This window comes from Rhodoferax sp. TH121, from assembly GCF_002251855.1.
Classification (GTDB): Bacteria; Pseudomonadota; Gammaproteobacteria; order Burkholderiales; family Burkholderiaceae_C; genus Allorhodoferax.
Genome location: NZ_NOXW01000012.1, coordinates 26,413 through 51,987 on the forward strand (window position 1 = coordinate 26,413; position 25,575 = coordinate 51,987).

Sequence of the window (25,575 nt, forward strand, 5' to 3'; positions counted from 1 at the left end):
GCCGAAGCCTTGTAAATCAAGGGTTTGCTTGCAATGCCCAGAAAAAAAGCAAACTTCAAATTCCTTATAAATCAAGCACTTACGGGCGCTATTTCTTTTGTAGCGGCCGTCACCCATGTGGGGGAAGGGATAACCCTAGGACCCCCATTTTTGTGCATAAGTAAGTTTGCACAACTTAGGTTTGGTGCATGAATCGTGGTAGTGCAATCAGCTGCGCAAGCGTTTCGAATGGCTGTGCACTGCAGCCACCAGCGCCGCCACATGCTCTGGCGGGGTGTACTGGCTGATGCCGTGGCCCAGATTGAAGATGTGTGTGGGGCCGGTGCCGCTACCCTGGTAGGGCGTGCCAAAACTGTCGAGCACCTTGGCCACTTCGGTTTCGATAGCAGCGGGCGGCGCAAACAAGACGTTGGGGTCGATGTTGCCCTGCAGTGCCTTGCCCGGGCCATTCTCGGCTCCGCCCACCAAGGCGCGTGCTTTCGTCAGGTTGACGGTCCAGTCCAGGCCCAGCACCTCGCAGTCCAGCGCCTGCATGTCCTGCAGCCACAGGCCGCCGCCTTTGGTGAATACGATGCGCGGCACCACCTTGCCGTCGCTACCCAAGCGCTTGAGTTGCTTCAAGACGCGGGCGGTGTAGGCCAGGCTGAATTCCTGGAAGGCGCCATCAGCCAGCACGCCGCCCCAGCTGTCAAAAATCATCACGGCCTGGGCACCGGCGTCGATCTGGGCATTCAGGTAGGCCGCGACCGAGTCGGCATTGATGGCTAGCATGCGGTGCATCAGGTCCGGGCGGCTGTACATCATGGTTTTGACCAAGCGGTAGTCGTCGCTGCCTTTGCCTTCGACCATGTAGCAGGCCAGTGTCCACGGGCTGCCGGAGAAGCCGATCAAAGGCACGCGGCCCTTGCCGTCCACGGTCAATGCTTTGCGGATGCTGCTCACCGCATCAAACACATATTGCAGCTTGGCCATGTCGGGCACTTCGAGTTTGGCTACATCGGCTTCGGTCTTGATAGGGCTGGCAAAACGGGGGCCTTCACCTTGCGCAAACGAGAGGCCCAAGCCCATCGCGTCTGGCACGGTCAGGATGTCACTGAACAGAATGGCCGCATCCAGCGGGTAGCGGTCCAGCGGCTGCAAGGTCACTTCTGTCGCGTAGTCGCGGTTGGTGGCCAGGCCCATGAAGCTGCCGGCCGTAGCGCGTGTGGCCACGTACTCGGGCAGGTAGCGCCCCGCCTGGCGCATCAGCCACACGGGGGTGTGGGGCGTGGCCTGGCGCATGCAGGCTTGCAAAAAGCTGGGGTTGTGCAGGGTGTCGAAAGACAGGGCGGCGGGAGCGTGCAGGGTGGTGTCGGTCATGGACCGATTGTCGCAGTTCGGCCCCACCCGGCCTTTGTCTTGCCTCAAGTCAAGGCGCGAGGCGGGCGTGCTCCACCAGCAGGCACTTGTCCTGCACACACAACAGGCCAGCGGCCCGGGCCCGGGCCAGTGCCGCGTCGTGGCGTATGCCCAGCTGCAGCCAGAGGGCCGGTGCGCCAATGGCAATCGCCTCGTCCACTACCGGTGGAACGTCTTCGCTGTTGCGAAACACGTCCACCATATCAATCGTTGCGTGGGCGGCGGCCTCGGTCAGGCTGCGGTAGACCTTCTCGCCCAAGATCTCGTTCGCATTGGGGTTGACGGGCACGATGCGCCAGCCCTGGCGTTGCAGGTACTGCGCGACCTTGAAGCTATCGCGGTGCGGTTTGGGCGAGAGACCGACCACGGCCACGGTCAGTGGTTTGCGCACCAGTTGGGCAATGGTCTGGGCTTCGGTCATGGCGGCAGCGGGCATGGGGGCTCACAAGGTGGCAATGGCGCGGCGCAATTCACCGGGCGTCAGGATTTCGGACAACACCACGGGCGCCTTGCCCGGGGCGTACAGCACATACACCGGCACACCACTGCGCCCCAGGGCCTGCAGCGCCTGGGTGATGGTCGGGTCGCGCCGCGTCCAGTCTGCGCGCAACAGCATGACGCGCTTGGCGGCAAAGTCGGCTTGCACATCGGCGTGGGACAGCGTGGTCTTCTTGTTCACCTGGCAAGTAATGCACCAGGCCGCGGTGAAGTCCACAAACACCGGCTGGCCCTGCGCCAGGGTGGCCTGTACCCGCTCGGGCGCCCAGGGCTGCCAGTCTGTTGCTTTGGGGGCTGCCGCAGTCGCGGCGGCAGAGGGCTCTTGATTTAAACCATATTGGGCTGTAGCACCCATAAATACTGCGCAAATAGCTATCGAAATAGTAGCAAATGCCGGGCGGCTACGGCCGCGCAGGCCGAGCGACCATACCAGCATGCACAGGCCCACAATCAGCAGCAACAGGCTGGCTGCGCCGTCCACCCCGCTCAGATGGCCCAGCACCCACACCAACCACACCACCGTGGCCGCCATGGGGAAGGCCAAAAACTGGCGCAGCGTGTCCATCCAGGCGCCCGGTTTGGGCAGCCAGCGGGCCACGGCGGGCACCCAGCTGGCCAGCAGGTAAGGCAGGGCCAGGCCCAGGCCCAGCGCCGCAAAAATGGCCAGCGCCTGCGCGCCCGGCAGCGTGATGGCATAGCCCAGCGAAGCGCCCATGAAGGGCGCGGTGCAAGGCGAGGCCACGGCCACCGCCAGCACACCCGACAAAAAAGCCTCGGCCACGGGGTGGCGCAGCTGCAGAGTGGCTAGGCGCTGTGGCAGCACGCTGCCTACGTTCAACCAACCCGCCAAGTTCAGGGCAATGAGGGTGAACAGCAGCGCCAGCGCGGCCACTACGCCGGGCGTTTGCAACTGAAAGCCCCAGCCCAGCTGTTCGCCGCCCGCGCGCAGCGCCAGCAGCAAGCCACCCAGCGCCAGAAATGACAGCACGACGCCTGCCGTGTACGCCAGCCCCTGTGCACGCTGGGCCGTGCGGGACTGAGTGGACTGTGTGGCAAAGCCCAAGACTTTGATGGCCAGCACCGGGAACACGCAGGGCATGAGGTTGAGGATCAGCCCGCCCAGCAAGGCCGTGGCCAGTACCCACAGCAGGCCACCGGGCATGGCCGGGGCGGTGGTTTGGGCTTGTTGGGCATTGGCGGCCAGCGCGGCTTGCAGCGCAGCGGGCACTTCGGCGCGGGCGGCGGTGGCGGGCCAAATGCCTTGCACCGCTGCCTCGGCACGCAGGCTTTCTTTGCCCTGCGTCAGCACCCAGGCCATGGTGGTGGGGCTGGTGTAACGCTGGGCCGAGTGCGGCACCTGGACGCTCCACTCGCCGTCTTGCCAGCCTTGGGTGCCGGCTTGGGCGGCAACCCCAGTCGTCACGTTATCGCCTTCGCCAGGCAGGGCAGGGGTGTGCAGCAGTTCGTGGGTTTCGGGGTAGGCGTTGAGGGCCTTGCCGCGCCAGCTGGCTGGCAGGCCGCTGACCCGCAAGGCCATGCCAGTGTCAGACACGGTGGCTTGCACGGTGCCTGCAAAGGGCTTGGGCGCAGCGGCCCAGGCCGCCTCAAAACTGGCACGGTGCAGCGCGGTCGAGCCGCGCAGTGGCAGGCGCAGCGCAAACTCCCCGTCTTGCGGAATACATTCTTGGCGGCACACCAGCCAGCTGGCGGAGACACGCACTTCCAGGTCCTGCGACAGGCCGCTGGAGCGGAAGTCGGGCGCCACGGTCAGTGGCACCGGCAGCAGCACCGTGCCCTCAAAGCCCAGGTTGGCCAGGCTGCCAATGGCAATCTTGTGAGGCGTGGGCCAGGCAATGTCGCCCGCCATTACGCCGGGCGGCAGGGTCCAGGCCAGTGTGGTGGGCAGTCCGGAGTCGCCGGGGTTCTTCCAGTAGGTGTGCCACTGCGGCTGGTGCTGCAGTTGCAGGCCCAGCCACACCTGGGCGCCTGGCGCCACGCCCTGGGGCGCATAGGCCAGCAGCTCGGCGCGCACCTGTTCGGTCTGCACCACCGCTGTGGCAGCCCCGGTTTTGGACTCAAATTGGGCTCTAGCCCCTGTAGATATTGCGCAAATAGCTATTAAAAAGAGAGCAATTCGGGCGCGCCAAAGGGCGGGGCGAAGGGGGCGGACAGAAAACAAGGTCATTGCGGGGTGGGAGCTGCGGCGAGCCCAATAGTTCCGGGGGCGTTCACTGGGGCGGGGTGACGGCGGTGAACACGGCCGGCAGCTTTTTGGGTGCACGGATGCGCAGCTGCTTGTTCACATTTTCCTGGCCAAACACCACCGTGATGTCGGCCACCGCCACGCCAAACAGCGGGGCCAGGTAGCGCACCATGTGGTCGGTGGCTTTGCCGTTTTGCGGCGCTGCGGTCACGCTCACCTTGAGCTGGGTGCCTTTGGGCTTGCCGATGGCGTCTTTGCTGGCGGCCGGTTTGCCCAGGATGTTGACGATCAGGGTGTCGCCTTCCCAGGCAAAAAAGGAGTCGCCGGTGGCGTTGCGGGGGCGCGGGGAAGACATGCGCGCATCATAGAGGGCACGCTGTGTATGTCTTTTGCTTGACCTGTGCCAAGGTGGGCGTTGATACTTTGCGCAACCACAACAGCTTTCATCACCAGGGAGTGAGCAGTTTTGCCCCAGCCAGCCGGTTTTGCAGCGCGTTTTCCCGTCTTGTCCTTGCGCCAGACGCTGATGCTGGGCGTGGCGCTGGGCATTCTGTTGCCCGCGCTGTTTTTGGCCTACTTTCAGGTCACTGCCAAACTCCAGACCGAGGTGGCCCTGCGTGTGGAAGCACCGATGCGCCAGTACGCCGAGGTGCTGTCGCGCGGCATGGCCGTGGCGGTGTGGAACCTGGATCGCGGCGTGGCCAGCGAGCTGGTGGACGCCGTGATGCGCAACCCCGATGTGGTCAGTGTGACGGTCACGGACGAATTCCAAGATGTATTTGTGCGCAAGCACAACGACAACCTGTCCCCCGGCGCCACGCTCAGCGACCAGCGCGACATCATTTACAACGGTACCCGGGTGGGCCGCCTCACGGTGGAAATGACCTCCCAGCGCATCGAGCGCGAGTTGCGCCAGGACCTTCTGCGTTTTGCGCTGGCGCTGGTGCTGCAGATGGCGCTGGCGTTTTTGGTGATCTGGCCCCTGTTCAACCGCCGGGTGCTCAAGCCCCTGCTGGAGCTGCGCGAAGATGCCCGCCGCCTGGCGCGCGGCGAGCTGGCTCTGCCGCTGTCCCCCCAGCGCAAAGACGAGATGGGCGAACTGGGCCACGCACTGGACACCATGCGCATGGACCTGGCAGCGCTGATGGCCGAACGCGAGCAAAAGACCCAGGCCTTGCAGCAAGAGCTGACCGAGCGCGCCCGCACTGAGGAAGCCTTGCGGGTCAGCCAGACCAAGTTCAAGGCAATTTTTGATGCCTCGCCGGTGTCCATGTCGGTCTCACGGGTGATGGATAACGATATGCAGACCATGGATGTGAACAGCGCCTGGGTGCGGGTATTCGGCATCGAGCGCGAGGTGGCCATTGGCTCCAACGGCTCTCGCACTGGCATCTGGAAAGACGTGGCCCAGCGCGAAGAGGGCAATCGCATCCTGCAGGAGCGCGGCGAGCTGCTTGGTTACCGGGCCTGGATGCTGCACGGCGTGACGCGGGCCGAGATGTTGTGTGAACTCTCGGGACGCATGGTGGTGCTGGGTGGAGAGCGTGTGCTCATCATGGCCTTTGACGACATCACGGCCAAGCACCGCTACGAAGAAAACATCCTGCAGCTCAATGCCACGCTGGAGCACCGCGTGCAGGAGCGTACACAAGAGCTTTCCAGCACACTGGCCCAGCTCACTGCCGCACAGGGCGAGCTGGTGCGGGCCGAAAAAATGTCGGCCCTGGGCTCGCTGGTGGCAGGTATTGCGCACGAACTCAATACGCCGATTGGCAACAGCTTGACCGTGGCCAGCACCCTGCAAGACCATGCCAATGCCTTTGGCAACAGCATGGTCCAAGGCCTCACGCGCAGCAAATTGGAAGAGTTTGTGGGCAACACCCGGCAAGGCGCGGGCATCCTCATGCGTGGCTTGCAGCACGCGGCCGAACTGGTGTCCAGCTTCAAGCAGGTGGCGGTAGACCAGACCAGCCTGAACCGCCGCAGTTTTGACTTGCAGTCCACCGTCAGCGAAATCCTCCTCACGCTAGGCCCCACCATTCGCAAGTCCAACCACCAGGTCGAGTGCGACATTGCCGATGGCATCGTCATGGACAGCTACCCCGGCCCGCTGGGACAGGTGCTGACCAACCTCATCAACAACGCGCTGCTGCATGCCTTTGAGGGCGTGGAGCTCGGTATTGTGCGGGTCAGTGCCAGCCTGACCCCAGATGGTTCGGTGCAATTGCAGGTGCGCGACAACGGCGTGGGTATCCCTGCCGCCCATTTGCCGCGGGTGTTCGACCCGTTTTTCACCACCAAGCTGGGCCAAGGCGGCAGTGGCTTGGGCCTCAACATCGTCTACAACCTGGTGACCAAATCGCTGGGCGGCACGGTGCATGTGGCCAGCAACCCGGGCCAGGGCGCCACCTTCAGCATGGTGCTGCCGCGCTTGGCGCCGGTCGTCGCGTTTGATCAACCTGAGCCCGAGGCCCTGGCGCAGTAGCCCGGCCTGCATGCAGGCTCAGGCTCTAAGATAGGCGCATGCACAACCCTTCCCGTTTCTGGGCCGACTGGAGCACCCGTGATTTTGCGCAGTGCCAGGCCGATGGCCGCTTGGGCGCCACCATTGCCGTCCTGCCAGTAGCCGCTACCGAGCAACATGGCCCCCACCTCCCTCTGCGCGTGGACACCGCCCTGGTAGATGGCGTGGTGGCAGCCGCCGTGCCCCATATTCCGGCCGAGGTACCCGCCTTGTTTTTGCCCACACAAGCGGTGGGTTTCAGCCCCGAGCATGCGCAATTTGCCGGCACGCTGACTTTCAAGGCCGAGACTGTGATTCGCCTGTGGACCGAATTGGGCGAGAGTGTGGCGGCCACGGGCGTGAAGAAACTGGTGCTGCTCAATTCACATGGTGGCCAGGTCGGCCTGCTGGATGTGGTGGCCCGTGACCTGCGTGCCCGCCTTGGCATGTTGGTATACAGCGTGAATTGGTTTGGCCTGCCGCTTACCGGGACGGCGGGCGAAGATGTGAACGCCTTGTTCAGCGCACACGAGCACCGCTTTGGCATCCACGCCGGGGAGATTGAAACCTCCATGATGCTGGCCTTGGCGCCGCAGCAGGTGGCCATGGACCAAGCGCAAAACTTTGCCTCCACCTCCGAAGAACGCGCCAAACGCTTTGCGATTTTGGGCAATGGCAGAAGCGCCAAACTGGGCTGGCAGATCCAGGACTACAACCCGTCTGGTGCGGTGGGCAATGCCGCCGCCGCCACCGCCGAAAAAGGTCGGGCGGTGCTCGATGCTGCAGGACGTGCGCTGGCGCAAACGTTGGCCGAAATCCACCAGCTACCAGCCGATACGCTGCAGAATTAGCCCCCACGCTCCGCCGCTGCGCGGGTCGCTGCCCCCCAAGGGGGCTAACTCGCCTTGGGGCGGCCCGGCGGCGAGTTGTTGCCCCCACGCTCCGCTGCTCTGGACGAAATGCTAGTCCGGGTTGCGGCACTGCCTCACGGCGGCATCGCCGCGTTGCCAGCAGGGGCTGGCGGTGTTGACGTCGGGTGTAGGAATACCTTGCATGTCAATGCGTGCCACCCGTGTGTCAAAAGCTTGCACACCCGCCGCGTCCAGGCGCAATCGCAGCACCCAGCCCACGCGCTGGTTGGCGTTGTCGGTTTCCTTCATCACAAAATTGCCCACGCTGTAGACAATCGGTTTGCCCCGGTAGTGCTCAATGTCTTGCGTCACGTGCGGGTGGCCGCCAATCACCACATCCGCCCCGGCATCCACCATCAGGCGGGCCAGCTGGCGCTGGCGGGCATTGGCCACCGTCTCGTTTTCCCAGCCCCAGTGCATCACCGGAATCACCAGGTCCGCCTTGTGCACGCTGCGGGCGGCGCGTATGTCAGCCACCACCTGCTCGTCCTCACTCCAGGCGGATCCGGGTGCATCAAAGTCGGCCTCAAAGCTGCGCGGCATGAATTCGTTGTAACCCAGCAGCGCAATACGCAGCCCCTTGCGCTCGATGATCAGTGGGGTGTGCGCTTCTTGCAGGGTGTGACCGCCGCCAAAGTAGTCCAGCTTGACCTGGCGCATCAGGCCCAGCATCTCGGCAAAGGCCTCGCGCCCGTAGTCACCCGAGTGGTTGTTGGCCAGGGCCATGGCGTCAAAGTGGCGCTTGAGTACAGGGAGTGCGCGTGGGTGGGCGCGGAAGGTGTAGTTTTTGTCGCCAGCCGATCCGGTGGTGGCGACCACACACTCCAGATTGCCCAGGCGAATGTCCGCGTTTTTGAAAAGTGTGGCAAAGCCCGCAAACGGGTCCTGCCCGCGCTCGATCATGCGGCCCGCATCGTCGTCGAGCACGATGTCGCCTGCAAACACCAGTGTCACGGGCGCGGTCTGGGCCAGCACAGTCGCCACGCACAAGCAACCCGCCATCCCCCAGCCGCAAAGCCGTAGCAGTGCGCGCATCATGGGGCCACCCCCTGCAGGCCGCATTCGTACTGCAGTTCCCGCTCCACCTCACCGGCATAGACAAACTGTTTGCCGGTTAGCGAGGAGGTGTTGACGAATGGCGGCAGGTACGTGGCCTGCTGCACCAAGACGGGCTGACGCCTGGTGTCCAGGTAGGCATAGAGCTTGATGTACTCCAGCTGGGTGCCTTCACCCACCGCCACGACCTTGAACCGAAAGCGCCCGCCCACATCCACCGACGCCACAGGGTAGGGATTGCGCACGGGTGTGGCATCCAGCGTTTGGGTACTACCGGCATAGGTGAGCTGGCAGCGCAGGGTCGGCGTGCCGTGGGCAGCCGTCAGGGCAAAGGCGGTTGCGCAGGCAAAGGCAAGGTGCGAGGTCTTGGGCATGGCGGCATTGTGCGTCACGCTCGCACAGGGCCTAGCCCGCAGAGGCTTAGCGGATTCCGCGGATGTAGCGGTGCGCGTCCTGCTCACTGGCCCCCATGAGTGAGTCCGAGGCGCCGGGCATGGCCGGTTTAGCCACACTGCCGATGACACCCAGCAGACCGCTGCGCGCCGTGCGGGGAGCGTGAACCGGCACCATGGCCAGCTCCAGCTTGGCGGCCCACTCTGCCAGGTCGGTGTGGCCGTCCTCCGCCGCACTGGCGCGGGCAAAACGCACGATTTCGGCGGCGTACTCGGTGTTGCTGGCCATCCATTCGGTGTCGGTCACGCGGCCGGTCTTGCGGCGCAGCAGCACATGCAAATGGGCGGCAATCGCCAGTTTTTCACTGTTCAACATGCAACATTCCTTGGGGTTATTCCGTCAGGCTCCCATGTGCTCCCGGTGCTGGGATACATCCAGGCCTGTGAGTTCGGCGTTGTCGTCCACCCGCAGGCCCACTATCACTTTGGTCAGCCACAGCAGCGCCCAGCTCATGGCACCGCTGTAAACCAGCACCACCAGCACACCCAGCGCCTGCGTGGCCACACTGCCACTGACACCCGATATGTTCTTGCTGGCAAAGTAGCCCGTCATCAACGAGCCCACAATGCCGCCAATGCCATGCACGCCAAATACATCCAGAGAGTCATCGGCATTGAGCATGCGTTTGAGCCCGGTAGCACCCCAGTAGCAGGCCAGCCCGGCCACGCCGCCAAAAATGACCGCAGAACCGGGCGTGACAAAACCTGCCGCCGGTGTGATGGCCACCAGACCGGCCACCAGCCCCGAGCACAGGCCCAGCAGCGAAGGCCGCCCGCGCATGATCCATTCGCCAAACATCCAGGCCATAGCTCCGGCCGATGCGGCAATGTGGGTGACCGCCATGGCCAGGCCTGCGCGGCCGTCAGACGCCACGGCCGAACCTGCATTGAAGCCAAACCAGCCTACCCACAGCAGGCCCGCTCCAGCCATGGTCAGTCCCAGGTTGAAGGGTTCAAACGGTTCCTTGCCGTAGCCCTTGCGCGCGCCCAGCATGTAGGCACACACCAGGCCCGATATGCCTGCATTGATGTGCACCACTGAGCCACCCGCAAAGTCCAGCACCCCCATTTGCACCAGCCAGCCACCGGGCTCCCATACCCAGTGGGCAATCGGTGCGTACACCACGATGGACCACATGCCCACGAACCACAACATGGCCGAGAAGCGCATGCGCTCCACAAAGGCGCCCACAATCAGTGCGCCGGTGATGATGGCAAAGGTGAGCTGGAACATGGCGTAGACCGACTCGGGGATGTTGGGCGCCACATGGCTGACCGCTACCGTGCCAGCCTCTTTTAAATAGTTGAGACCCGTAAACCACATCCGGTCGGTGCCACCCAGCCAGGCGCTGCCGGGCGTGAACGCCAGCGAGTAGCCCACCGCAAACCACAACAGGCTCACCATGGCAGCAATGGCCACCACACTGGCCATGGTGTTGATCACACTTTTCTTGCGTACCATGCCGCCGTAGAACAGGGCAATGCCGGGGAGTGTCATCAGCAGTACTAGCGCGGTGCTGGTCATCATCCAGGCGGTGTCGGCAGCGTTCAGGCTGCCCTGGGCTACCAAGCTGGGTTTTGTGAGTGCAGGTGGTGCCGCTGGGGGCGTTGTTGCTGCGTCGGCCGCCGCCGCAGGGGCCACTGCCACAGGGGGCTCTGCCGGGGTTGAGGCGGCCACCGGTGTCTCTGCTACCGTGCCACTAGCCGCTGTTTGTGCTGGGGCCGACAGGCTCCAGGCCAGCATCCACATGCCCAAGCAAGGGGCAACCCACTTCGTTCCGAATCGGTGCATCGTGTTCCTCTGTGCGGTCCAACAGAGGCTTCAAAGCACAAGGCGTGCCAGTCGGCACCGGCGCATGCCTACGAGTACGTCACCCAGTCTGTGTAGGCTGCGTCGTCCAGATGCGGCAGCGTGTTGTAGGTCACCAGCATGTGGCGCTTGGGCGTGTAGGCCAGCTCGGTGATGGAGCTGTTGCGGATGCGCAGGTTCAGCTCAATCGTCGTCTCGGGTGTGGTGCCCAGGATGTGCCCCACGGCGGTGGAAATGGGGCCGCCGCTGGTGACGATCAGCACATTGCCCGTGTGCCGCTGGCGCACATGGTCGAGTGCGCTGGTCACGCCTTCCACAAACGCGCCGTAACTCGGCATGCCCTGCGGGCTCACCACCCCATTCATCCACTGCGTCAGGCCGTCGCGCAGCAGGCGGAAGTGGTGGCGGTACATCTCGGGCGTATCCGCTTTCTCCAGCGGAGCGGGGTGAATGGCGTGGATCACCGCTGCACTGTCGTACTCGTTGAGTCCCGGCCATTCCAGCGCCTCATGCGTGAGGCCCGCACCCTTGGCGATGCCCGCCCACGTCTGCGCGTGGCGCTTGAGCGTGCCAGTGATCACCGCCTCGAACTGCAGCCCTTTGTGGGCAAAGTACTCTCCCAGCCGCACGCTCTGCTGGTGGCCGAGCTCACTCAGTTTGTCGTAATCCTCAGCCCCGAAAGAAGCCTGCCCGTGCCGCACCAGATAGAGATTTCCCATGGCGTAGATTTAAGCCGAATTGGCACTTGGCGCTTGTTAAATGTGCGACAGCAGCTATGAAATTAGGAGCGCACTTCAAAGCGTCCGAATATCGGGGGGAGGAAACTGGCTTGCGAGGTTCATGTTCCCGTACGCTGTTGCGTCAAGAGTTTGACCGCCAGAGCCCCTAGCACCAGACCCATGACATAGCGCTGAATGGCGAGCCACAAGCGATGCTGCGCGAACCAGCTTGCCATGGCTGCCGCGGAGAGGGTGACCATCAAATTGACGCTGGAGCCGATGAAGACTTGGGTAAAGCCCAGCACCAAGCTTTGCACGAACACCGAACCTGACTCAGGGGCAATGAACTGGGGCAAGACAGAGAGGTAGAAAACCGCCACTTTCGGGTTCAGGGCGCTGGTGAGAAAACCCATGACAAACAGCTTGTGGGGTGGTTCGGCCGGCAGGTCGTTGGGTTCGAAGGGAGAACGAGCTCCGGGGCGTACCGCTTGCCACGCCAGCCAGGCTAAATACAGAGCCCCGGCTAATTTCAACAATTCGTAGCCCATGGGCACTGCCATGAAAAGAGCGGTGAGGCCGACAGAAGCACACAGCATGTGCACCGAAAAGCCCAGAACCACGCCACACCACGACATGACACCCGCCCGGCGCCCTTGGCACAAGGAGCGCGAGATGAGATAAATCATGTTGGGCCCGGGTGTGATCGCCATCAGCAAGGCTGCGGCAGCAAAGATCAGAAGCTGTTGAGTGGCAATCATGGTGCAGTGAATGGGGACGAGGGATTGGTGATGGCTTCTTGCGAAAAACTAGCCGCGTAGCACTTCGGCAAATACCGCCGAGTCCACATTTCCCCCGCACAAGGTGATCCCCACCGTTTGCCCTTGCAAACTGGCGCGTTCTTGCATCGCGGCGGCAAAGCTCGCAGCCCCCGCGCCTTCGGCCACGTTGTGGGTGCAGGCGAAGATGTTGCGCATGGCTTGGGCGACTTCGTTGTCGGTCACTTGCACGATGTGATCGATGGCGCCCATCAATATCTCTAGGGCTTCAGGGTCGGCGACGCGGCAGGCCATGCCGTCGGCCAGTTGGGTGGTCACGGGCGCTTCCACCACCTTGCCGGCTGCGAATGAATCGGCATAGGTGGTGGCGTGTGCGCTCACCACGCCGACGATGCGGGCCTGGTGGCCCAGCGCGCGTTTGGCGGCCACGGCGCTGCAGGCGCCTGAGCCCTGGCCGATGGGCACGTAGATCACGTCCAACTCCGGCGCGGCCTTGAGCAGCTCCCACCAGTAGGTGGCCACGCCGCGCAGCAGGTCGGGATGGAAGCTGGGCACCATGTGGGCGCCACGGTCTTGGGCCAATTGGATGGCGAACTCGCGGCTCTCTTGAAAGTCGGTGCCGTGTTCGATGAGGGTGACGCCCAGTGCGCGCATGGCGGCGTTCTTTTCTACCGAGTTGCCGTGCGGGACCACGATGGTGCAGGGCACGCCGTGCGCCCGTGCGGCCCAGCCGATGCTCTGGCCGTGGTTGCCGCGCGTGGCGCTGATAACCTCGGCGGGCAACGCACCGCGTTGGGCCAGTTGGTCAAAGTAGGTCAGGCCGCCGCGGATTTTGAAAGCGCCCACCGGCGTGTGGTTTTCGTGCTTGACCCAGCAGGTGGCGCCCAGCAGGCTGGAGAGCTGGCCCCAGCGGTACTGCGGCGTAGGGCCGAATTCGCGGTACACCACCTGGGCCGCAGCTTCGATGTCTTGCAAGGTGGGGAGTAGGGCGTTGGCAGTCATGGTGGGTCCTGAAGCAGTGTGAAATTCAATGTGCGTGGGTGCTGGTGCGCAGCAGCTGCAGACCGGCTATGCCGAACACGGCGGCCAGCAAGCCTTCCAGCCCGCGGCGGGCGCGGGCATAGACGCGGCGTGCGGCAGGGGTAGAAAACGCCAGCGCATAGCCGCCGAAGATGGCCACCCCCATGACCATGCAGCCACCCACCACCACCCAGGCCAGGTGGGGCGAGGCGCCGGCCGGGATGCCCACCGTGACCGTGGCCAGCCAGCTCAAAACGGCTTTGGGGTTGGTGAGGTGCATGGCCAAACCACGCACATACAGGCTGCGCGCATCCACCGCCTGCGGTGTGCCCGCTGCGGCCGCAGCTTTGGGCTGCATGGCCGCGCGGCCCGACTTGAGGGCCAGCCACAGCAAATACAAACCGCACAGCACTTTCATGGCGATGAGCCCGGCCCCGAAGCTGGCCAGCAGTTGCGAAATGCCCAGTGCCGCCAATACGCCCCAGAACCACGAGCCGCTCAAAATCCCTAGCGTCAGCCACAGCGCGGGGCGGCGTCCGGCGTTCATGGCCATGCCCATGATGGCCATGTTGCTCGGGCCGGGGCTGGCGGTGCCGATCAAATAGGTGGTCCAAGCCAGCGCGAGTTGCGCGGCCATGGGGGCGTGCAGCCACGCATCCTGCGGCGCCATCACAGCGTGACCTTTCCTTCAATGCACGTAACCGAATCACCACCCACCCACACCTGGCCCTGCGCGTCTTGCTCAATGTAGACGCGGCCGGCACGGCCTATGCAGGTGCCCTGGGCGGCCACGTAGCGGGCGGGGGCGATGCCGTCTGCAATCAGCCACTGGGCCAAGCTGGCGTTGAAGCTGCCGGTGACCGGGTCTTCCAGCACGCCGATGTCGGGTGCGAAAAAGCGCACCTCCACGGTGGGCGTGTCGTCATCCGCGGTGCTGGCGCCAGCGTCGCGGCTACCGAAGGCCCGCGCCTCGCGGTTGCTGCGCACTATCAAATCAGGAGCTGCTGGCGCACTTTCTATGCCGGCTACGCCCACACCAGGCACCAAACCCTTGAGGGCGGCGGCGTCGGGCTGCAGGCTGAGCACGGTGTCCATGCTGTCCAGCAGCAGGCCCAGCCAGGTGGGGCCGTTGTTGAGCCACTGGGCTGCCAGAATCTGTTGCGGCTGCAGGCCCAGGGCCGCGGCCACACGGGCGATCAGCGCGGCATCGGGCGTGGTGCGTTGTAGGCTGGGCGCGGCAAAGGCCAGGCGCGTGCCGTCGCGGCGCAGAGACACCAAACCTTTGGCGCACTCTTGCACGATAGTTCCAGCCGCCTTGGGCGTGCCGCCCGCCTGCAGCCAGGCGTGGCAGCTGCCCAGCGTGGGGTGGCCGGCAAACGGCAGCTCATCGGCGGGGGTGAAGATGCGCACCCGGTAGTCCGCGCCCTGGGCCGCCGCTGCGGGGCTGGGGGGCAGCAAAAAAGTGGTCTCGCTCAGGTTGGTCCAGCGGGCGAAAGCCTGCATCTCTTCGTCGCTGAGGCCACTGCCGTCCATCACCACGCCCAAGGCGTTGCCGAGGTAGGGGATGCGGGTGAAGACGTCGACTTGTTGGTAGGCGCGTGGGGTCATGGGCTGTCTCGTCGGGTTACAGGGTGGCTGTGCCGCGTATGCAGGTGACCGAGTCACCGCCCACCCAGACCTGACCGCTGGCATCCTGGCGGATGTGGATGCGGCCATCGCGCTGGATGCAGGTGCCCTGGTGCACCACGTAGCTGGCGGGCATGTATTCGTCCGCAATCAGCCACTGGGCCAGGCTGGCGTTCAGGCTGCCGGTGACCGGGTCTTCATTGATGCCGTTGAGTGCGGCAAAGGCACGTACTTCCAGTTTGCTTGCTATGGAATCAGGAGCTGCTCGCGCAGTATCTACGGCGGCTACGCCTACTTTGACGCCCAAGTTCTTGAGGGCGGGGTGGTCAGGCTGCAGTTGCAGCACAGACTGCATGTCGTCCACCAGCACGCCCAGCCAGTCGGTGCCGTTGCTCAGGTGCTGGGCCGAGATGATTTGCTTGGCCGTCAGGCCCAGCGCATGGGCCACCTGCGCCAGCAAGCCAGGGCTGGGGTTTTTGCGCTGGAACGAAGGGGTTGCAAAGGCCAGGCGCGTGCCATCGCGGCAGATTTGTACCAGGCCTTTGGCGCACTCTTGCACGATGCGGTCTTTGGCTCGGGGCGTGCCACCGGCCTCCAGCCAGGCGTGGCAGCTGCCCAATGTGGGGTGGCCGGCAAAGGGCAGCTCGCCGCCGGGGGTGAAGATGCGCACCCGGTAGTCCGCACCCTGCGCCGCCGCCTCGGGGCTGGGCGGCAGCAAAAACGTGGTCTCGCTCAAATTGGTCCATCGTGCAAAGCCCTGCATCTGCGCATCGTTCAGGCCACTACCGTCGAGTACGACGGCGAGCGGGTTACCCAGATACGGCTGGGCAGTGAACACATCGACTTGGGCGAAGGGGCGGAGCTGGGGCACGAGGAGCCTTTCTAGGGTTGAGCGTTATGAAATAGGGAGGTCGAGCACACCGCGTGTAGCGGGGCGCGCCAAGATGGCCGCAAACCAGCGCTCCAGGTGCGGCCAATCAGGCCGGGGCTGGGGCAGGGCGAACCAGCGGTGCACATCGCAGGCCACGGGAATGTCGGCCATGCTGAAGTGCTCGCCGCACATCCAGGTGCGGGTGGCCAAATGGTCGTTGAGCTGGGCCATGGCCGGCTCGGTGGCGGCGGTGGAGCGGGCAATCACCGCCGGGTCGCGCTTGTCAGCCGGCGTGCGGAACCATTGCAGAAAAGCGCCACCGCTGTCGCGGTTCAGGGTGGTCTGTTGCCAGTCCATCCAGCGCTCGGCGTCAAAACGTTGCGCCAAGTCTTCGGGATAAAGCTCGGCATTCCCATACTTTGCGCAGAGGTAGCGCACGATGGCGTTGCTCTCCCAGAGCGTGAAGTCGCCGTCCTGCAGCGTGGGCACCAGCGCATTGGGGTTCATGGACAGGTATTCGGGGGTTTTGACCACCCCGAAGGCCATGCCCGCATCGCTGCGGGTAAAGGCGACGCCGGTTTCTTGCGCTGCCCACACCACCTTGCGTACGTTGAGCGAACTCAGGCGCCCCCAGATATGGACCGTCATGTTCAGCTCCTTTGGGCGTGAATGGCTTCGGCCAGTGCGGCCACACCGCGGTGGATCTCTTCCACACTGGGGGTCACAAAGCTCAGGCGCATGGATCGGGCATCGGCATTGCCGGCGTAGAACGGTGCACCGGGCACAAAGGCCACGCCCTTGTCCACGGCATGGGGCAGCAGGTCCACGGCGTTCATGCCAGCAGGCAAACGTGCCCACAAGAACATGCCACCGGCCGGGGTGTTCCAGGTGAAGGTGCTGTCGGCATTGGCAGAGTCCGGGCCTTGCGATTCGGGGAAGTGCTTGGCCAGTGCTTCTAACATCGCGTCGCGCTGAGCTTTGTAGAGGCTGCGGATGGTGGGCACATGGCGGTCCAGGAAACCGTTTTGCATCACCTCATAAATCAGGCGCTGGTTGAAGCCGGGGCTGTGCAAATCGGCTGCTTGCTTGGCTTGCAAGAGCTTGGGGTACACCGCCTTGGGTGCGACGATAAAGCCCATGCGCAGGCCGGGCGCCAGCACCTTGGAGAAGGAACCTAGGTAAATGCCGCCCTCGGGGTTGCGGGCAGTCAGCGGCGCGGGGGGCGCCTGGTCAAACCACAGGTCGCCATAGGGGTTGTCTTCCATGATGGGCAGGCCACTGCGGGCGGCCTCCGCGCTCAGGGCCGCGCGGCGCGCTTCAGTCATGCTGCGGCCGGTGGGGTTCTGGAAGTTGGGCAGCACATACAAAAAGCGTGCGTCGGCCGACTTGGCAGCCAGGTCGGCAATGTTCACGCCTTCGTCGTCGCTGGCCACGCTCACCACGTTCGGCTCCATGGGGGTGAATGCCATCACCGCGCCCAGGTAGGTGGGGGATTCGACCAGCACTTTGCTTTCCTTGTCGATCAAGATTTTGGCGACCAGGTCCAAGCCCTGCTGCGAGCCGGTGGTGATGAGCACCTGCGCGGGGTCTACGTTCCAGGTCACGCCAGCGGCGGCGCTTTGGGCTTTGAGCTGCGCAGCAACCAGTTCGCGCAGGGGGCCGTAGCCCTCCGAAGCGGCGTATTGCAGGGCGCCTGCGGGGTCGTCCTTGAGCACCTTGGCGCAGGCGGCTTCAAACTCGGCCACGGGGAAGGTCTTGCTGCTGGGCAGGCCGCCGGCAAAGCTGATGATGCCGGGCTTCTCGGTCACTTTGAGGATCTCGCGGATCACCGAGGGGTTCATCTTGGCGGCACGTTCGGCCAGGGTCCATTGCGTCATAAAAGCTCCAGAGAAATTCGGGGTCGTCTTGTCAGTGTTCGCTCAGTCCACCACAAACAGGGTGGCACCCAGGGGCGCGGTTGAGCGGTGGGGTTCTGAATTGTCGGCCACTTGGTAGCTCATGCCGGGGCGCAGGGTGAAGCTGCGGCCGTCTTCCAGCTCGGTGTGCAGCTCGCCCTGCAGGCACAGCAGGATGTGGCCTTTGACACACCAGTGGTCCGACACGTAGCCCGGCGTGTACTCCACCATGCGCACCCGCACACAGCCAAAGTGTTGCGTGCGCCACAGCGCGCGGCCAGACTGGGCGCTTTTTTCTTCGGCGGGGATGGTGGACCAGTCGGTGGTGCCAAAGGGAATGTTGTGCAGTTCCATTACGCGGCTTTCAGCTTCTCAGCATGGGGTAGAGCGAGGCCACCAGGGCCAGTGCCATGGTGATGTTGAAGATGCGCAGGCGCCGCGGGTCTTGCAGCAGGCCGCGCATGGCCTGGCCAAAGCCCAGCCACACCGCCGAGCAGGGGCTGCCCAGCACCAGCGACATCAGCGCCAGCAGCAGCACCTGGGGCAGAGTAGCGTCGGGCGGCAGGTAGGCGCTCATGGCGGTGACGATCATGACCCAGGCCTTGGGGTTGATCCATTGGAAGGCGGCTGCGCCCCAAAAGCCCAGCGGCTGTGCGGCGGGCGCATCGGGGTCGGCACTGGCGGGGCGGGCCGTGGCCAGCTTCCAGGCCAGCCACAGCAGGTAGGCCGCGCCGCCCCAGCGCATCAGCTGGTAGAGCGCCGGAAACCGGTCCAGCACCGCATGCAGGCCCAGACCCACGCACAGCAGCATCACAGTAAAGCCGATTTGCACCCCCAGCAGGTGTGGCAGTGAGCGGCGCACGCCAAAGTTCACCCCCGATGCCATCAGCATGGTGTTGTTGGGCCCTGGTGTGACGGAGCTCACGATGAGGAACAAGGCCGCGGCGATCAACAGGTCGTAGGTCATGCAACGGCTGCTTTCACAGGGGTTTGCACCGGCATGCGCCGGCCGATGAAGACCGTGGCAATCACCGCCACGCCAAAGCCCACGGTCACTGCGTCCAGCCGCTCACCGAGCAGCGGCACGGCAAACAGCATGCCCAGGAAAGGCTGCAGCAGCTGCACCTGGCTCACGCGCACCGTGCCGCCCAGGGCCAGGCCCTTGTACCAGGCAAAAAAGCCCAGCCACATGGAAAACACCGACACATAGGCAAACGCCACCCAGGCGCTGGCGGGCAGCGCCACGCTGGGGAATTGCCACACCGCCAGCGGCAGGTTGATGGGCAGCGCAATCACCAGCGCCCAGCAAATCACATGCTCGGCCCGCATGCGCTGCGAGAGCCGCCCGCCATGGCCGTAGCCCACGGCCGCACAGGCCATGGCCAGCAGCAAGAGCACATCGGCCATTTGCAGCGACAGGCCACTGTGGCCCGAGCGCAGCACAGCAAACGCCACCACCAGCGCCGTGCCGGCCAGTGCGCAAACCCAAAAGCCGGTAGACGGCCGCTGCCGGTTCAAAAAGGCGCCCACCACCGCAGTGGCCAGTGGCAGCACGCCCACCATCACGCTGGCGTGCACCGCCTCCACATGGCGCATGGCGATGGAGGTGAAGATGGGAAACCCAAACACCACCCCCAGTGCCACCAGCACCAGCGGGCCCCAGGTGTCGCGCGGCGGCAGCGGCGCCTTGCTCCACCACAGCAACAGTGCGGAGAGCAGGCCTGCCACCACGGCGCGGCCCACCGCGATGAACAGGCCCGACATCAGCGGCGCCTCGGGCGTGCCCACGGCCAGGCGGGTCATGGGCAGGGTCATGGCAAACATGGTGATGCCCAATAGGCCCAGCCACAGGCCCTTTTTGAGGTTGGCAGTGTGTGAAGTGTTCATAACGATCCCATCCAGGCGGCCGTGGCCACCAACACGGCAGCCATGCCGCGGTTGAACCAGCGCAGCCGCTGCGCTGTGGCCACACCGGCCACCACCGGGCCGCTGAGCCAGTCGCGTAAGAGCGAGCCCATGGCGGCATAGAGCAGGTTGCTGAAGAAACCAAAGGCCAGCATCAGCGGCAGCGTGATGGCAAAACGCGCCAGCACATCCTCGCGCCCGGCCAGCCAGCCGGCGGTCACCGTCAGGCCCAGCATCCAGGCCTTGATATTGAGAAACTGCAGCGCCACGCCCTGCCAAAAGCTCACGTTGAGGCGGCTCGCACCCGCTTCCCCCAGGCTGCTGGCGCGGGCCAGCTTCACGGCCAGCCACAGCAGGTAGGTTATGCCCAGCCACTGGATGGCGCTGCGCAGCAGCGGCAAGGCCACCACCAGCGCGCCCAGGCCACCGGCACACAGCGTGAACAGCAGGCCCCAGCCCAGTGGCACGGCCAGCACAAAGTGCAGCGCGCCGCGCAGCCCCCGGTTGGCCGCCAGTGCGGTGGACAGCGTGGTGTTGGGCCCTGGGGTGAAGCTGGCCGCGGTGGAGAGCAGCAACAGCGCGGTGAATTCGGCAGCGGTAAACGTGGTGAACATGCGATTCACTGTACTTTGAAAAACAACACACTTGCAGTACAGTTTGTGCAAACAGAATCACAACTGTATTGCTGGCACGGCCAGCACAGAGGACACCCCATGCTCATGAAAACTGCGGCCCAAAGCCTGGCCGAACAACTGGCGGCGCTGTTTGCCCAGCGCATCCGCGACCGCCTGCTGGCGCCGGGTGCGCGCCTGCCCTCGGTGCGCCTGTGTGCGCAGCAGCAGGGGGTGAGCCCGTCCACCGTGGTGGGCGCCTACGACCAGCTGCTGGCCCAAGGCCTGGTGGAGGCGCGCAAAAACCGCGGCTTTTATGTGCGCGAATTGCCCTCCGTGGCCGTGGGTGGTGCGCAAGCAGCTATTGATTCAGGAGCACACGGCGTTGCCAACCTCATGCTCACCGTGCCCCAGCGCTACGCGCCACTCAACGCCACGGCGCTGATCCGCGGCATGTTCAAGGGCGTGAGCAACAAGCCCCAGCCCGGCATGGGCGTGCTGCCCAAGGAATGGCTGCAGTCCACCTTTTTGGCCACGGCGGTACGGCGCAGCTGCAGTGTGGAGGCGCTCAACGCGTTCTCATTGCAGTACGGCGAGCCCGCAGGTGACATCGGCTTGCGCCGCGCGTTGTCCACCAAGCTGGCGGGCCTGTCGGTACACGCCGCGCCCGAGCAAATCATCACCACCGTGGGTGCCACCAACGCGCTGGACGTGGTGAGTCGCACGCTGCTGCGCGCGGGTGATTACGTGATGGTGGAAGAGCCCGGCTGGGCCATCGAGTTTGCGCGGCTCGACTCGCTGGGCATGCGCATCCTGCCGGTGCCGCGCCGCGCCGACGGGCCCGACCTGGAGGTGATGGCGCGCTACTGCGAGGCGCACCGCCCCAAGCTGTTTGTGAGTGTGAGTGTGTTTCACAACCCCACCGGGTTTTGCCTCTCGCCCAGCAGCGCCTACCGCATCCTGCAACTGGCCAACCAGCACGACTTTCACATTGTTGAAGACGACACCTACAGCCACTTTGCCCCCGAACACGCCACCCGCCTGTGCGCGCTGGACGGCCTGCAGCGCACCATCTACGTGGGCGGCTTTGCCAAAATCTTGGCGCCCAACTGGCGCGTGGGCTACCTGGCCGCGCCCAAAGACCTGGCCGAGCGCCTGCTGGACACCAAGCTGCTGTCCACCCTGACCACGCCTGCGCTGCTGGAGAAAGCGCTGGCCTGGTGCATCGACCAAGGCCAGCTGCGCCGCCATGCCGAGCGCATCCGCACCCAGCTCGATGCGGCACGGGCGCGCAGCGTGAAGCTGGCGCTGGCGCATGGCTGCACGTTTGCGTCCGACCCCGTGGGCCTGTTTGGCTGGGTGGAAACCGGGGTGGACACCGACGCCCTGAGCCAGCGCATGCTGGACGAAGGCTACCTGCTGGCGCCCGGCGCCCTGTTCCACGCCCAGCGCACACCCAGCAGCCTGATGCGCATCAACTTTGCCAGCACGCAAGAGGCGCAGTTCTGGAAAACCTTTGCGCGCCTGCGCGACGAACAGGTGGGCGCATGAGCCGGCCCTGGTTGCTGGTGGTGGCCTTGGGCCTGGCAGGTGCTGCACACGCGGGAGGCGCCGAGCCCGTGCAAACACGCTGCGGCTGGTGGGACAACCCCAGCCCCGGCAACGCCTGGCTCATCGACCGCGATGGCGCGTGGGAGGTGGCCATCCAGGGCGGGCACCAGGCCGAGGGCGACTGGCCCGAGATTCCTGCGCGGCAGAAAGTGCGCGGCAACGGCAGCTATGGCTACGGCTGCGCCTGCCTGCGCGTGACCGTTAACCCCACAACCCGGCAGGTGCTGAAGATCGTCAGCGCCCAGGCGCGCCCTCTGCAGCAGTGCCGCGCCGACCCAGCGCTGGGCAAGCCGCCCGGCTAAACCTATCAACTTTCATTGGAGACTCCCCTATGGTGACCTGCTATCTGCGCTACGTGATCGACCCCTACAAGATTGCCGAGTTCGAGCACTACGGCAAGCTCTGGATTCCGCTGGTTGAGCGCTATGGCGGTCAGCACCACGGCTACTTCCTGCCGTCCGAAGGCGCCAACAACATTGCGCTGGCTATGTTTACCTTTCCCAGCCTGGCCGCCTACGAGACCTACCGCCTGCAGTCCATGCAGGACGCCGAATGCCAAGCCGCTTTTCGCTATGCCGAAGAGACACGCTGCATCCTGAGTTACGAGCGCACGTTTTTCCGCCCGGTGTTCCGCTGATCATGGCCATGCAGATCCGCCCCGAAACCCCGGCCGACATCGATGCCATCACGGCGCTCACGGCCGCGGCCTTTCTGCACGCCGCGCACACCAGCCACACCGAGCAGTTCATCATCAATGCCTTGCGCGCAGCGGGCCAACTCAGCCTGTCGCTGGTGGCCGTGGACGGTGCCTTGCTGCTGGGCCATGTGGCGTTGTCGCCGGTCACCGTGTCCGATGGCAGCACCGGCTGGTACGGCCTGGGGCCGATTTCCGTCTTGCCGTCGTCGCAGGGGCAAGGGGTTGGCAGCCAACTCATGCGGCGCGCGCTGACGGACCTGCAGGACCTGGGTGCGGCCGGGTGCGTGCTTCTGGGCGATCCTGGCTACTACGCTCGTTTTGGCTTTGCCCCCCATCCTGGCCTGGTGCTGGACGGCGTACCTCCTGAGTACTTCATGGCCATGGGTTTTGGTGGCGCGCTGCCGGTGGGTACGGTGCAGTACCACGCTGCATTTGATGCCGTGGCATAGTTATTGTTGCTATGTATTTCATAGCTGTTTGCGCAATAACCACGGCTTGCAAGGCCTAAAAGGTTTGAAATTCAGGCCTGTGCAGCCAGGGAGCGCAGCAAGGCGCGGTTGACCTCGTCGGCCTCCAGCCTGTGGGCCCGGCAGACGTCGCGGATGACTTTGGTGTTGCCGCTCTCCAAGGCGCTGGCGGTTTCCAGCCAGGGGGCGTAGGGGCCGGTTTGGCCCAGGATGGCAGAGGCCACCCGGCCGGGCAGGGGCAGGCGGTGCAGGGCGGCGCCCAGGGTTTCGCCCAGCAGCAGGTCCACCTGCGAAAAGATGCCGCACAAAAACACTTCGCGGCGCAGGTCGTCTTCAATGCCGGCATCGGCCAGCCGCTCCATGATGCGGGCGCGCAGCACGATGGCGGCGCGGATGGGCTGCAGGTTGGCGTCTGCGCTGGCGTGGGGCATTTGCTCCATGAGCCAGGCGCGCAGGCGGCTGTAGCCCAGCGTCATGAGGCCTTGGCGAACGCTGCCGATCTCGGTGCGCAAGGACAGCGCGGCGGAATTGGCGTAGCGCAGGAAGCGGTACGTCAGCAGCGGCTCGTCGCCCAGGCGGTGCTCCAGGGCTTCCAGCGATTCGTCGGCATCGATGGCGTGTACCAGGTCCAGCAGCAGCTGGCGCGCGGGCTGAATTTGTTTGTAGCGGTAGCCGTAGAGCATTTCCTCAGTGGGCCAGCCGGCCACGCCCCAGGCGGCTTGGTGGTCCAGGGCGTGTTCCACCAGGGCTTGGCTGGCCAAGCCCTCGTACAGTTCACCCGGCAAGATGGGCGAGGTCCAATGGCCGTGGGTGTTGCCGCCGTCGTGGGTGCGCTGCAGCGCAGCGCGCAGGGCAGCTAGCGCCTCATGCGGGCTGATGCTGCGCAGGGTTTTGTGAAACAGGTTTTGCAGTTCGCCAGTGGGTGGGTGGCCGGCTTCGCCGCGCCAGAGCAGGCGCACGCCGCGTTGCTGGGCTTTGCGCATGCGGCCCGCCAGCAGGGCGTCGCCCAGCCAGGGGTCCGGAATCTCCAGCCACATGCCTTGGGCCGGCGCATGGTCCAGCAGGTCGCTGAGCAGTCCGGGGGTGTGCACCACCAGAATTTGAGCGTCCAGGCCGGCGGGCCAGAGTTCGTGCAGGGTGTGCAGCAGGTGCTGCGCGTCCACCGCGCTGCTGAGGTTGGGCTCCACCACCAGGCGTGTGGCGCAGCGTTGGCGCCAGGCGTTCCACACGGGTTGGTAGCCCATGGTCACGCTGCCCAGCACGGAGTTGCTCATGGCTTATCCAATGAAGTTGAATAGCGACAGCTTTTGCACCTGGGCATAGGACTGCAGCGCGGCCGAATAGCCGGTTTGCTGGTTCTGGAAGTCGGCAATGCCTTTGATCATGTCCAGGTCTTCGGCGCGGGAGCGGTCGGCTTCCAGCTGGATGCTGCGCGACTCTTGCGTGGAGGTGATGCGGTCGGCCCGGTTGAGCAGGTCACCGGCCTGGCCGCGTACGGCAGATATCCGCTCCATGCCAATGTCCAGGTTGCCCAGCGCCTGGGCCACCGCTTGCGAGGCGGCGTTGGCGTTGACTGCGCTGCCGATGTCGCGGATGGCGTCGTCCATGACGCTGAAGATGCTGGGGCTGGTGTCCACGGTGATGGTGTCCCCGGCCACAGGCAGGCCATTCACGGTCATCGACAGGCCGGGCATGGCTGTGATGGTGAAGCTGGGTGGCAGGTTGGACGGGAAGGACGCGGTCAGGCCCGACTGCGTGGGGCCGGCCACGGGTGGGCCTTCAGCCACGCTATAGGTCACCGTGGTGGTGCCGGCCACCGTAGACACGGCATCGATGGTGATGGAGTAGCTGGAGCCGTTGACCAAGGTGGGGTCGACCACCGTGACGGGGCCAGTCTGCAGTGTGCGGTCGGTCGGAATCTGGGACAGGGTGACGTTATAGGCGCCGTCGCGGCGGGCTTGCAGCATGAAGGCGCTCTCGCCATCGAGCGTGCCAGGGATGGCGTTTTCGCTGGCCGCGGCTTGGCCAGGCAGGCCCAAAAAGCTGTAGTCGGCGGGCGGCGAGTTGGGGCCGGCAAAGGGCACCTGGCCACTGCCCAGGGCAGCAAACAGGGGCAGGCCGTTGTTGTCTTTGCGGTTGGCCATGGTCAGCACCTGCTCGCGCAGGCCTTGCAGTTCCACGGCAATGGTGCGGCGTTCGGCGGCGGTGTTGTTGCCGTTTCCTGCGTTCACGGTGAGTTCGCGGAACCGTTGCAGCGCGCTGGTGATGTCGCCCAAGGTGCTTTCGGCCGAGGCGATGGAGTTCTTTTGTGCCTCCAGCGCACGCTGGTCGGTGGCAATGCGGGCCAGACGGGTGAGCGAACGCTCGGCCTGGGCGGCGCCGGTGGGGTCGTCGCTGGCGCGCACCACACGTTTGCCGGAGGTCAGGTTCTCTTGCAGGTCGGCCAGCTTGGTTTGCCGTGCCGTGAGGTTGCGCATCGCCAGGTCGTAGGTATTGGCCGTGCCCAGGCGAGATAAAGAAGTGGCCATGGTGGTCGTCCTCCGGTG

At 64.8% G+C, this 25,575-nt stretch carries 28 protein-coding genes; 6 read left to right on the forward strand and 22 right to left on the reverse strand.

Translation table 11 applies throughout. The annotated features are described in order from the left end of the window. Positions 1–207: 207 nt before the first annotated feature. The 4 genes from hemE to CHU94_RS00510 are packed head-to-tail and all read right to left on the reverse strand — an operon-like array spanning position 208 to position 4,454. Positions 208–1,359 (reverse strand): uroporphyrinogen decarboxylase, encoded by a 1,152-nt coding sequence (gene hemE, locus CHU94_RS00495; protein ID WP_094475640.1) that lies wholly within the window; start codon positions 1,357–1,359, stop codon positions 208–210. A 49-nt stretch (positions 1,360–1,408) separates the two neighbouring features. Then, positions 1,409–1,834, reverse strand: coding sequence for a CoA-binding protein (locus CHU94_RS00500; RefSeq protein ID WP_255033700.1), 426 nt, complete (start codon positions 1,832–1,834; stop codon positions 1,409–1,411). Positions 1,835–1,840: 6 nt separating this feature from the next. Further along, complete coding sequence (locus CHU94_RS00505; RefSeq protein ID WP_094475642.1) at positions 1,841–4,081, reverse strand: protein-disulfide reductase DsbD; 2,241 nt, start codon at positions 4,079–4,081, stop codon at positions 1,841–1,843. 43 nt (positions 4,082–4,124) lie between these two features. Then, a complete protein-coding gene (locus CHU94_RS00510) occupies positions 4,125–4,454 on the reverse strand; it encodes a DUF167 family protein (protein ID WP_094475644.1) in 330 nt (109 codons plus the stop codon). 111 nt (positions 4,455–4,565) lie between these two features. Here CHU94_RS00510 and CHU94_RS00515 point away from each other — a divergent pair, with 111 nt between their 5' ends. Beyond that, the gene (locus CHU94_RS00515) at positions 4,566–6,584 is read left to right on the forward strand and encodes an ATP-binding protein (protein WP_094475646.1); all 2,019 of its coding nucleotides are present in this window, start codon (positions 4,566–4,568) and stop codon (positions 6,582–6,584) included. A 38-nt stretch (positions 6,585–6,622) separates the two neighbouring features. Beyond that, positions 6,623–7,453, forward strand: coding sequence for a creatininase family protein (locus tag CHU94_RS00520; RefSeq protein WP_094475648.1), 831 nt, complete (start codon positions 6,623–6,625; stop codon positions 7,451–7,453). Positions 7,454–7,564: 111 nt separating this feature from the next. On the opposite strand, the gene CHU94_RS00525 is transcribed toward CHU94_RS00520, so the two are convergent. From CHU94_RS00525 to CHU94_RS00600, 16 genes are all read right to left on the reverse strand, one after another. Beyond that, complete coding sequence (locus tag CHU94_RS00525) at positions 7,565–8,551, reverse strand: CapA family protein (RefSeq protein ID WP_094475650.1); 987 nt, start codon at positions 8,549–8,551, stop codon at positions 7,565–7,567. Beyond that, positions 8,548–8,943, reverse strand: a complete 396-nt coding sequence (locus CHU94_RS00530) for a hypothetical protein (RefSeq protein WP_255033702.1) — start codon at positions 8,941–8,943, stop codon at positions 8,548–8,550. Before CHU94_RS00530 ends, CHU94_RS00525 begins: the two co-directional genes overlap by 4 nt. Before the next feature lie 46 nt (positions 8,944–8,989). Continuing rightward, the gene (locus CHU94_RS19325; protein WP_217901274.1) at positions 8,990–9,337 is read right to left on the reverse strand and encodes a hypothetical protein; all 348 of its coding nucleotides are present in this window, start codon (positions 9,335–9,337) and stop codon (positions 8,990–8,992) included. A 24-nt stretch (positions 9,338–9,361) separates the two neighbouring features. Beyond that, positions 9,362–10,549, reverse strand: a complete 1,188-nt coding sequence (locus CHU94_RS00540; protein WP_255033712.1) for an ammonium transporter — start codon at positions 10,547–10,549, stop codon at positions 9,362–9,364. Positions 10,550–10,881: 332 nt separating this feature from the next. Then, entirely contained in the window at positions 10,882–11,550 is a 669-nt protein-coding gene (locus CHU94_RS00545) for a histidine phosphatase family protein (protein ID WP_094475654.1), read from the reverse strand. A 119-nt stretch (positions 11,551–11,669) separates the two neighbouring features. After that, complete coding sequence (locus tag CHU94_RS00550) at positions 11,670–12,308, reverse strand: LysE family translocator (RefSeq protein WP_094475656.1); 639 nt, start codon at positions 12,306–12,308, stop codon at positions 11,670–11,672. A gap of 48 nt (positions 12,309–12,356) precedes the next feature. Further along, on the reverse strand, positions 12,357–13,328 hold the full coding sequence (locus CHU94_RS00555) for a threonine dehydratase (RefSeq protein WP_094475658.1): 972 nt from the start codon (positions 13,326–13,328) through the stop codon (positions 12,357–12,359). A gap of 25 nt (positions 13,329–13,353) precedes the next feature. Beyond that, a complete protein-coding gene (locus CHU94_RS00560; RefSeq protein ID WP_094475660.1) occupies positions 13,354–14,016 on the reverse strand; it encodes a LysE family translocator in 663 nt (220 codons plus the stop codon). Continuing rightward, positions 14,016–14,954, reverse strand: coding sequence for a PhzF family phenazine biosynthesis protein (locus CHU94_RS00565; RefSeq protein ID WP_094475662.1), 939 nt, complete (start codon positions 14,952–14,954; stop codon positions 14,016–14,018). Before CHU94_RS00565 ends, CHU94_RS00560 begins: the two co-directional genes overlap by 1 nt. Before the next feature lie 16 nt (positions 14,955–14,970). Then, complete coding sequence (locus tag CHU94_RS00570; RefSeq protein WP_094475664.1) at positions 14,971–15,843, reverse strand: PhzF family phenazine biosynthesis protein; 873 nt, start codon at positions 15,841–15,843, stop codon at positions 14,971–14,973. Between the two features lie 24 nt (positions 15,844–15,867). Then, a complete protein-coding gene (locus CHU94_RS00575; protein ID WP_094475666.1) occupies positions 15,868–16,491 on the reverse strand; it encodes a glutathione S-transferase family protein in 624 nt (207 codons plus the stop codon). Positions 16,492–16,493: 2 nt separating this feature from the next. Further along, the gene (locus CHU94_RS00580) at positions 16,494–17,720 is read right to left on the reverse strand and encodes a PLP-dependent aminotransferase family protein (RefSeq protein WP_094475668.1); all 1,227 of its coding nucleotides are present in this window, start codon (positions 17,718–17,720) and stop codon (positions 16,494–16,496) included. A 42-nt stretch (positions 17,721–17,762) separates the two neighbouring features. Beyond that, positions 17,763–18,092, reverse strand: coding sequence for a DHCW motif cupin fold protein (locus tag CHU94_RS00585; protein ID WP_094475670.1), 330 nt, complete (start codon positions 18,090–18,092; stop codon positions 17,763–17,765). 10 nt (positions 18,093–18,102) lie between these two features. After that, on the reverse strand, positions 18,103–18,705 hold the full coding sequence (locus tag CHU94_RS00590) for a LysE family translocator (protein ID WP_094475672.1): 603 nt from the start codon (positions 18,703–18,705) through the stop codon (positions 18,103–18,105). Further along, complete coding sequence (locus tag CHU94_RS00595) at positions 18,702–19,625, reverse strand: DMT family transporter (RefSeq protein WP_094475674.1); 924 nt, start codon at positions 19,623–19,625, stop codon at positions 18,702–18,704. Before CHU94_RS00595 ends, CHU94_RS00590 begins: the two co-directional genes overlap by 4 nt. Continuing rightward, positions 19,622–20,257 carry a LysE family translocator gene (locus CHU94_RS00600; protein ID WP_094475676.1) on the reverse strand — a complete coding sequence of 212 codons (636 nt, stop codon included), beginning with the start codon at positions 20,255–20,257 and terminating at the stop codon, positions 19,622–19,624. Before CHU94_RS00600 ends, CHU94_RS00595 begins: the two co-directional genes overlap by 4 nt. A 99-nt stretch (positions 20,258–20,356) precedes the next feature. On the opposite strand from CHU94_RS00600, the gene CHU94_RS00605 reads away from it, so the two are divergent. Genes CHU94_RS00605 through CHU94_RS00620 form a run of 4 tightly spaced genes read left to right on the forward strand, consistent with a single transcriptional unit; the run spans position 20,357 to position 23,011 of the window. Then, positions 20,357–21,805 carry a PLP-dependent aminotransferase family protein gene (locus tag CHU94_RS00605; RefSeq protein ID WP_094475678.1) on the forward strand — a complete coding sequence of 483 codons (1,449 nt, stop codon included), beginning with the start codon at positions 20,357–20,359 and terminating at the stop codon, positions 21,803–21,805. After that, entirely contained in the window at positions 21,802–22,167 is a 366-nt protein-coding gene (locus CHU94_RS00610) for a DUF4087 domain-containing protein (protein WP_094475680.1), read from the forward strand. Before CHU94_RS00605 ends, CHU94_RS00610 begins: the two co-directional genes overlap by 4 nt. A 29-nt stretch (positions 22,168–22,196) precedes the next feature. Beyond that, positions 22,197–22,502 carry an NIPSNAP family protein gene (locus CHU94_RS00615; protein ID WP_094475682.1) on the forward strand — a complete coding sequence of 102 codons (306 nt, stop codon included), beginning with the start codon at positions 22,197–22,199 and terminating at the stop codon, positions 22,500–22,502. A gap of 2 nt (positions 22,503–22,504) precedes the next feature. Then, entirely contained in the window at positions 22,505–23,011 is a 507-nt protein-coding gene (locus tag CHU94_RS00620) for a GNAT family N-acetyltransferase (RefSeq protein ID WP_094475684.1), read from the forward strand. A 71-nt stretch (positions 23,012–23,082) separates the two neighbouring features. Here the strand turns inward: CHU94_RS00620 and CHU94_RS00625 are convergent, their stop codons facing one another. Beyond that, positions 23,083–24,303: an HDOD domain-containing protein gene (locus CHU94_RS00625; protein WP_094475686.1), complete on the reverse strand. Its 1,221-nt coding sequence runs from the start codon at positions 24,301–24,303 to the stop codon at positions 23,083–23,085. A 3-nt stretch (positions 24,304–24,306) separates the two neighbouring features. Then, the gene (flgL, locus tag CHU94_RS00630) at positions 24,307–25,557 is read right to left on the reverse strand and encodes a flagellar hook-associated protein FlgL (protein WP_094475688.1); all 1,251 of its coding nucleotides are present in this window, start codon (positions 25,555–25,557) and stop codon (positions 24,307–24,309) included. Positions 25,558–25,575 lie beyond the last annotated feature (18 nt).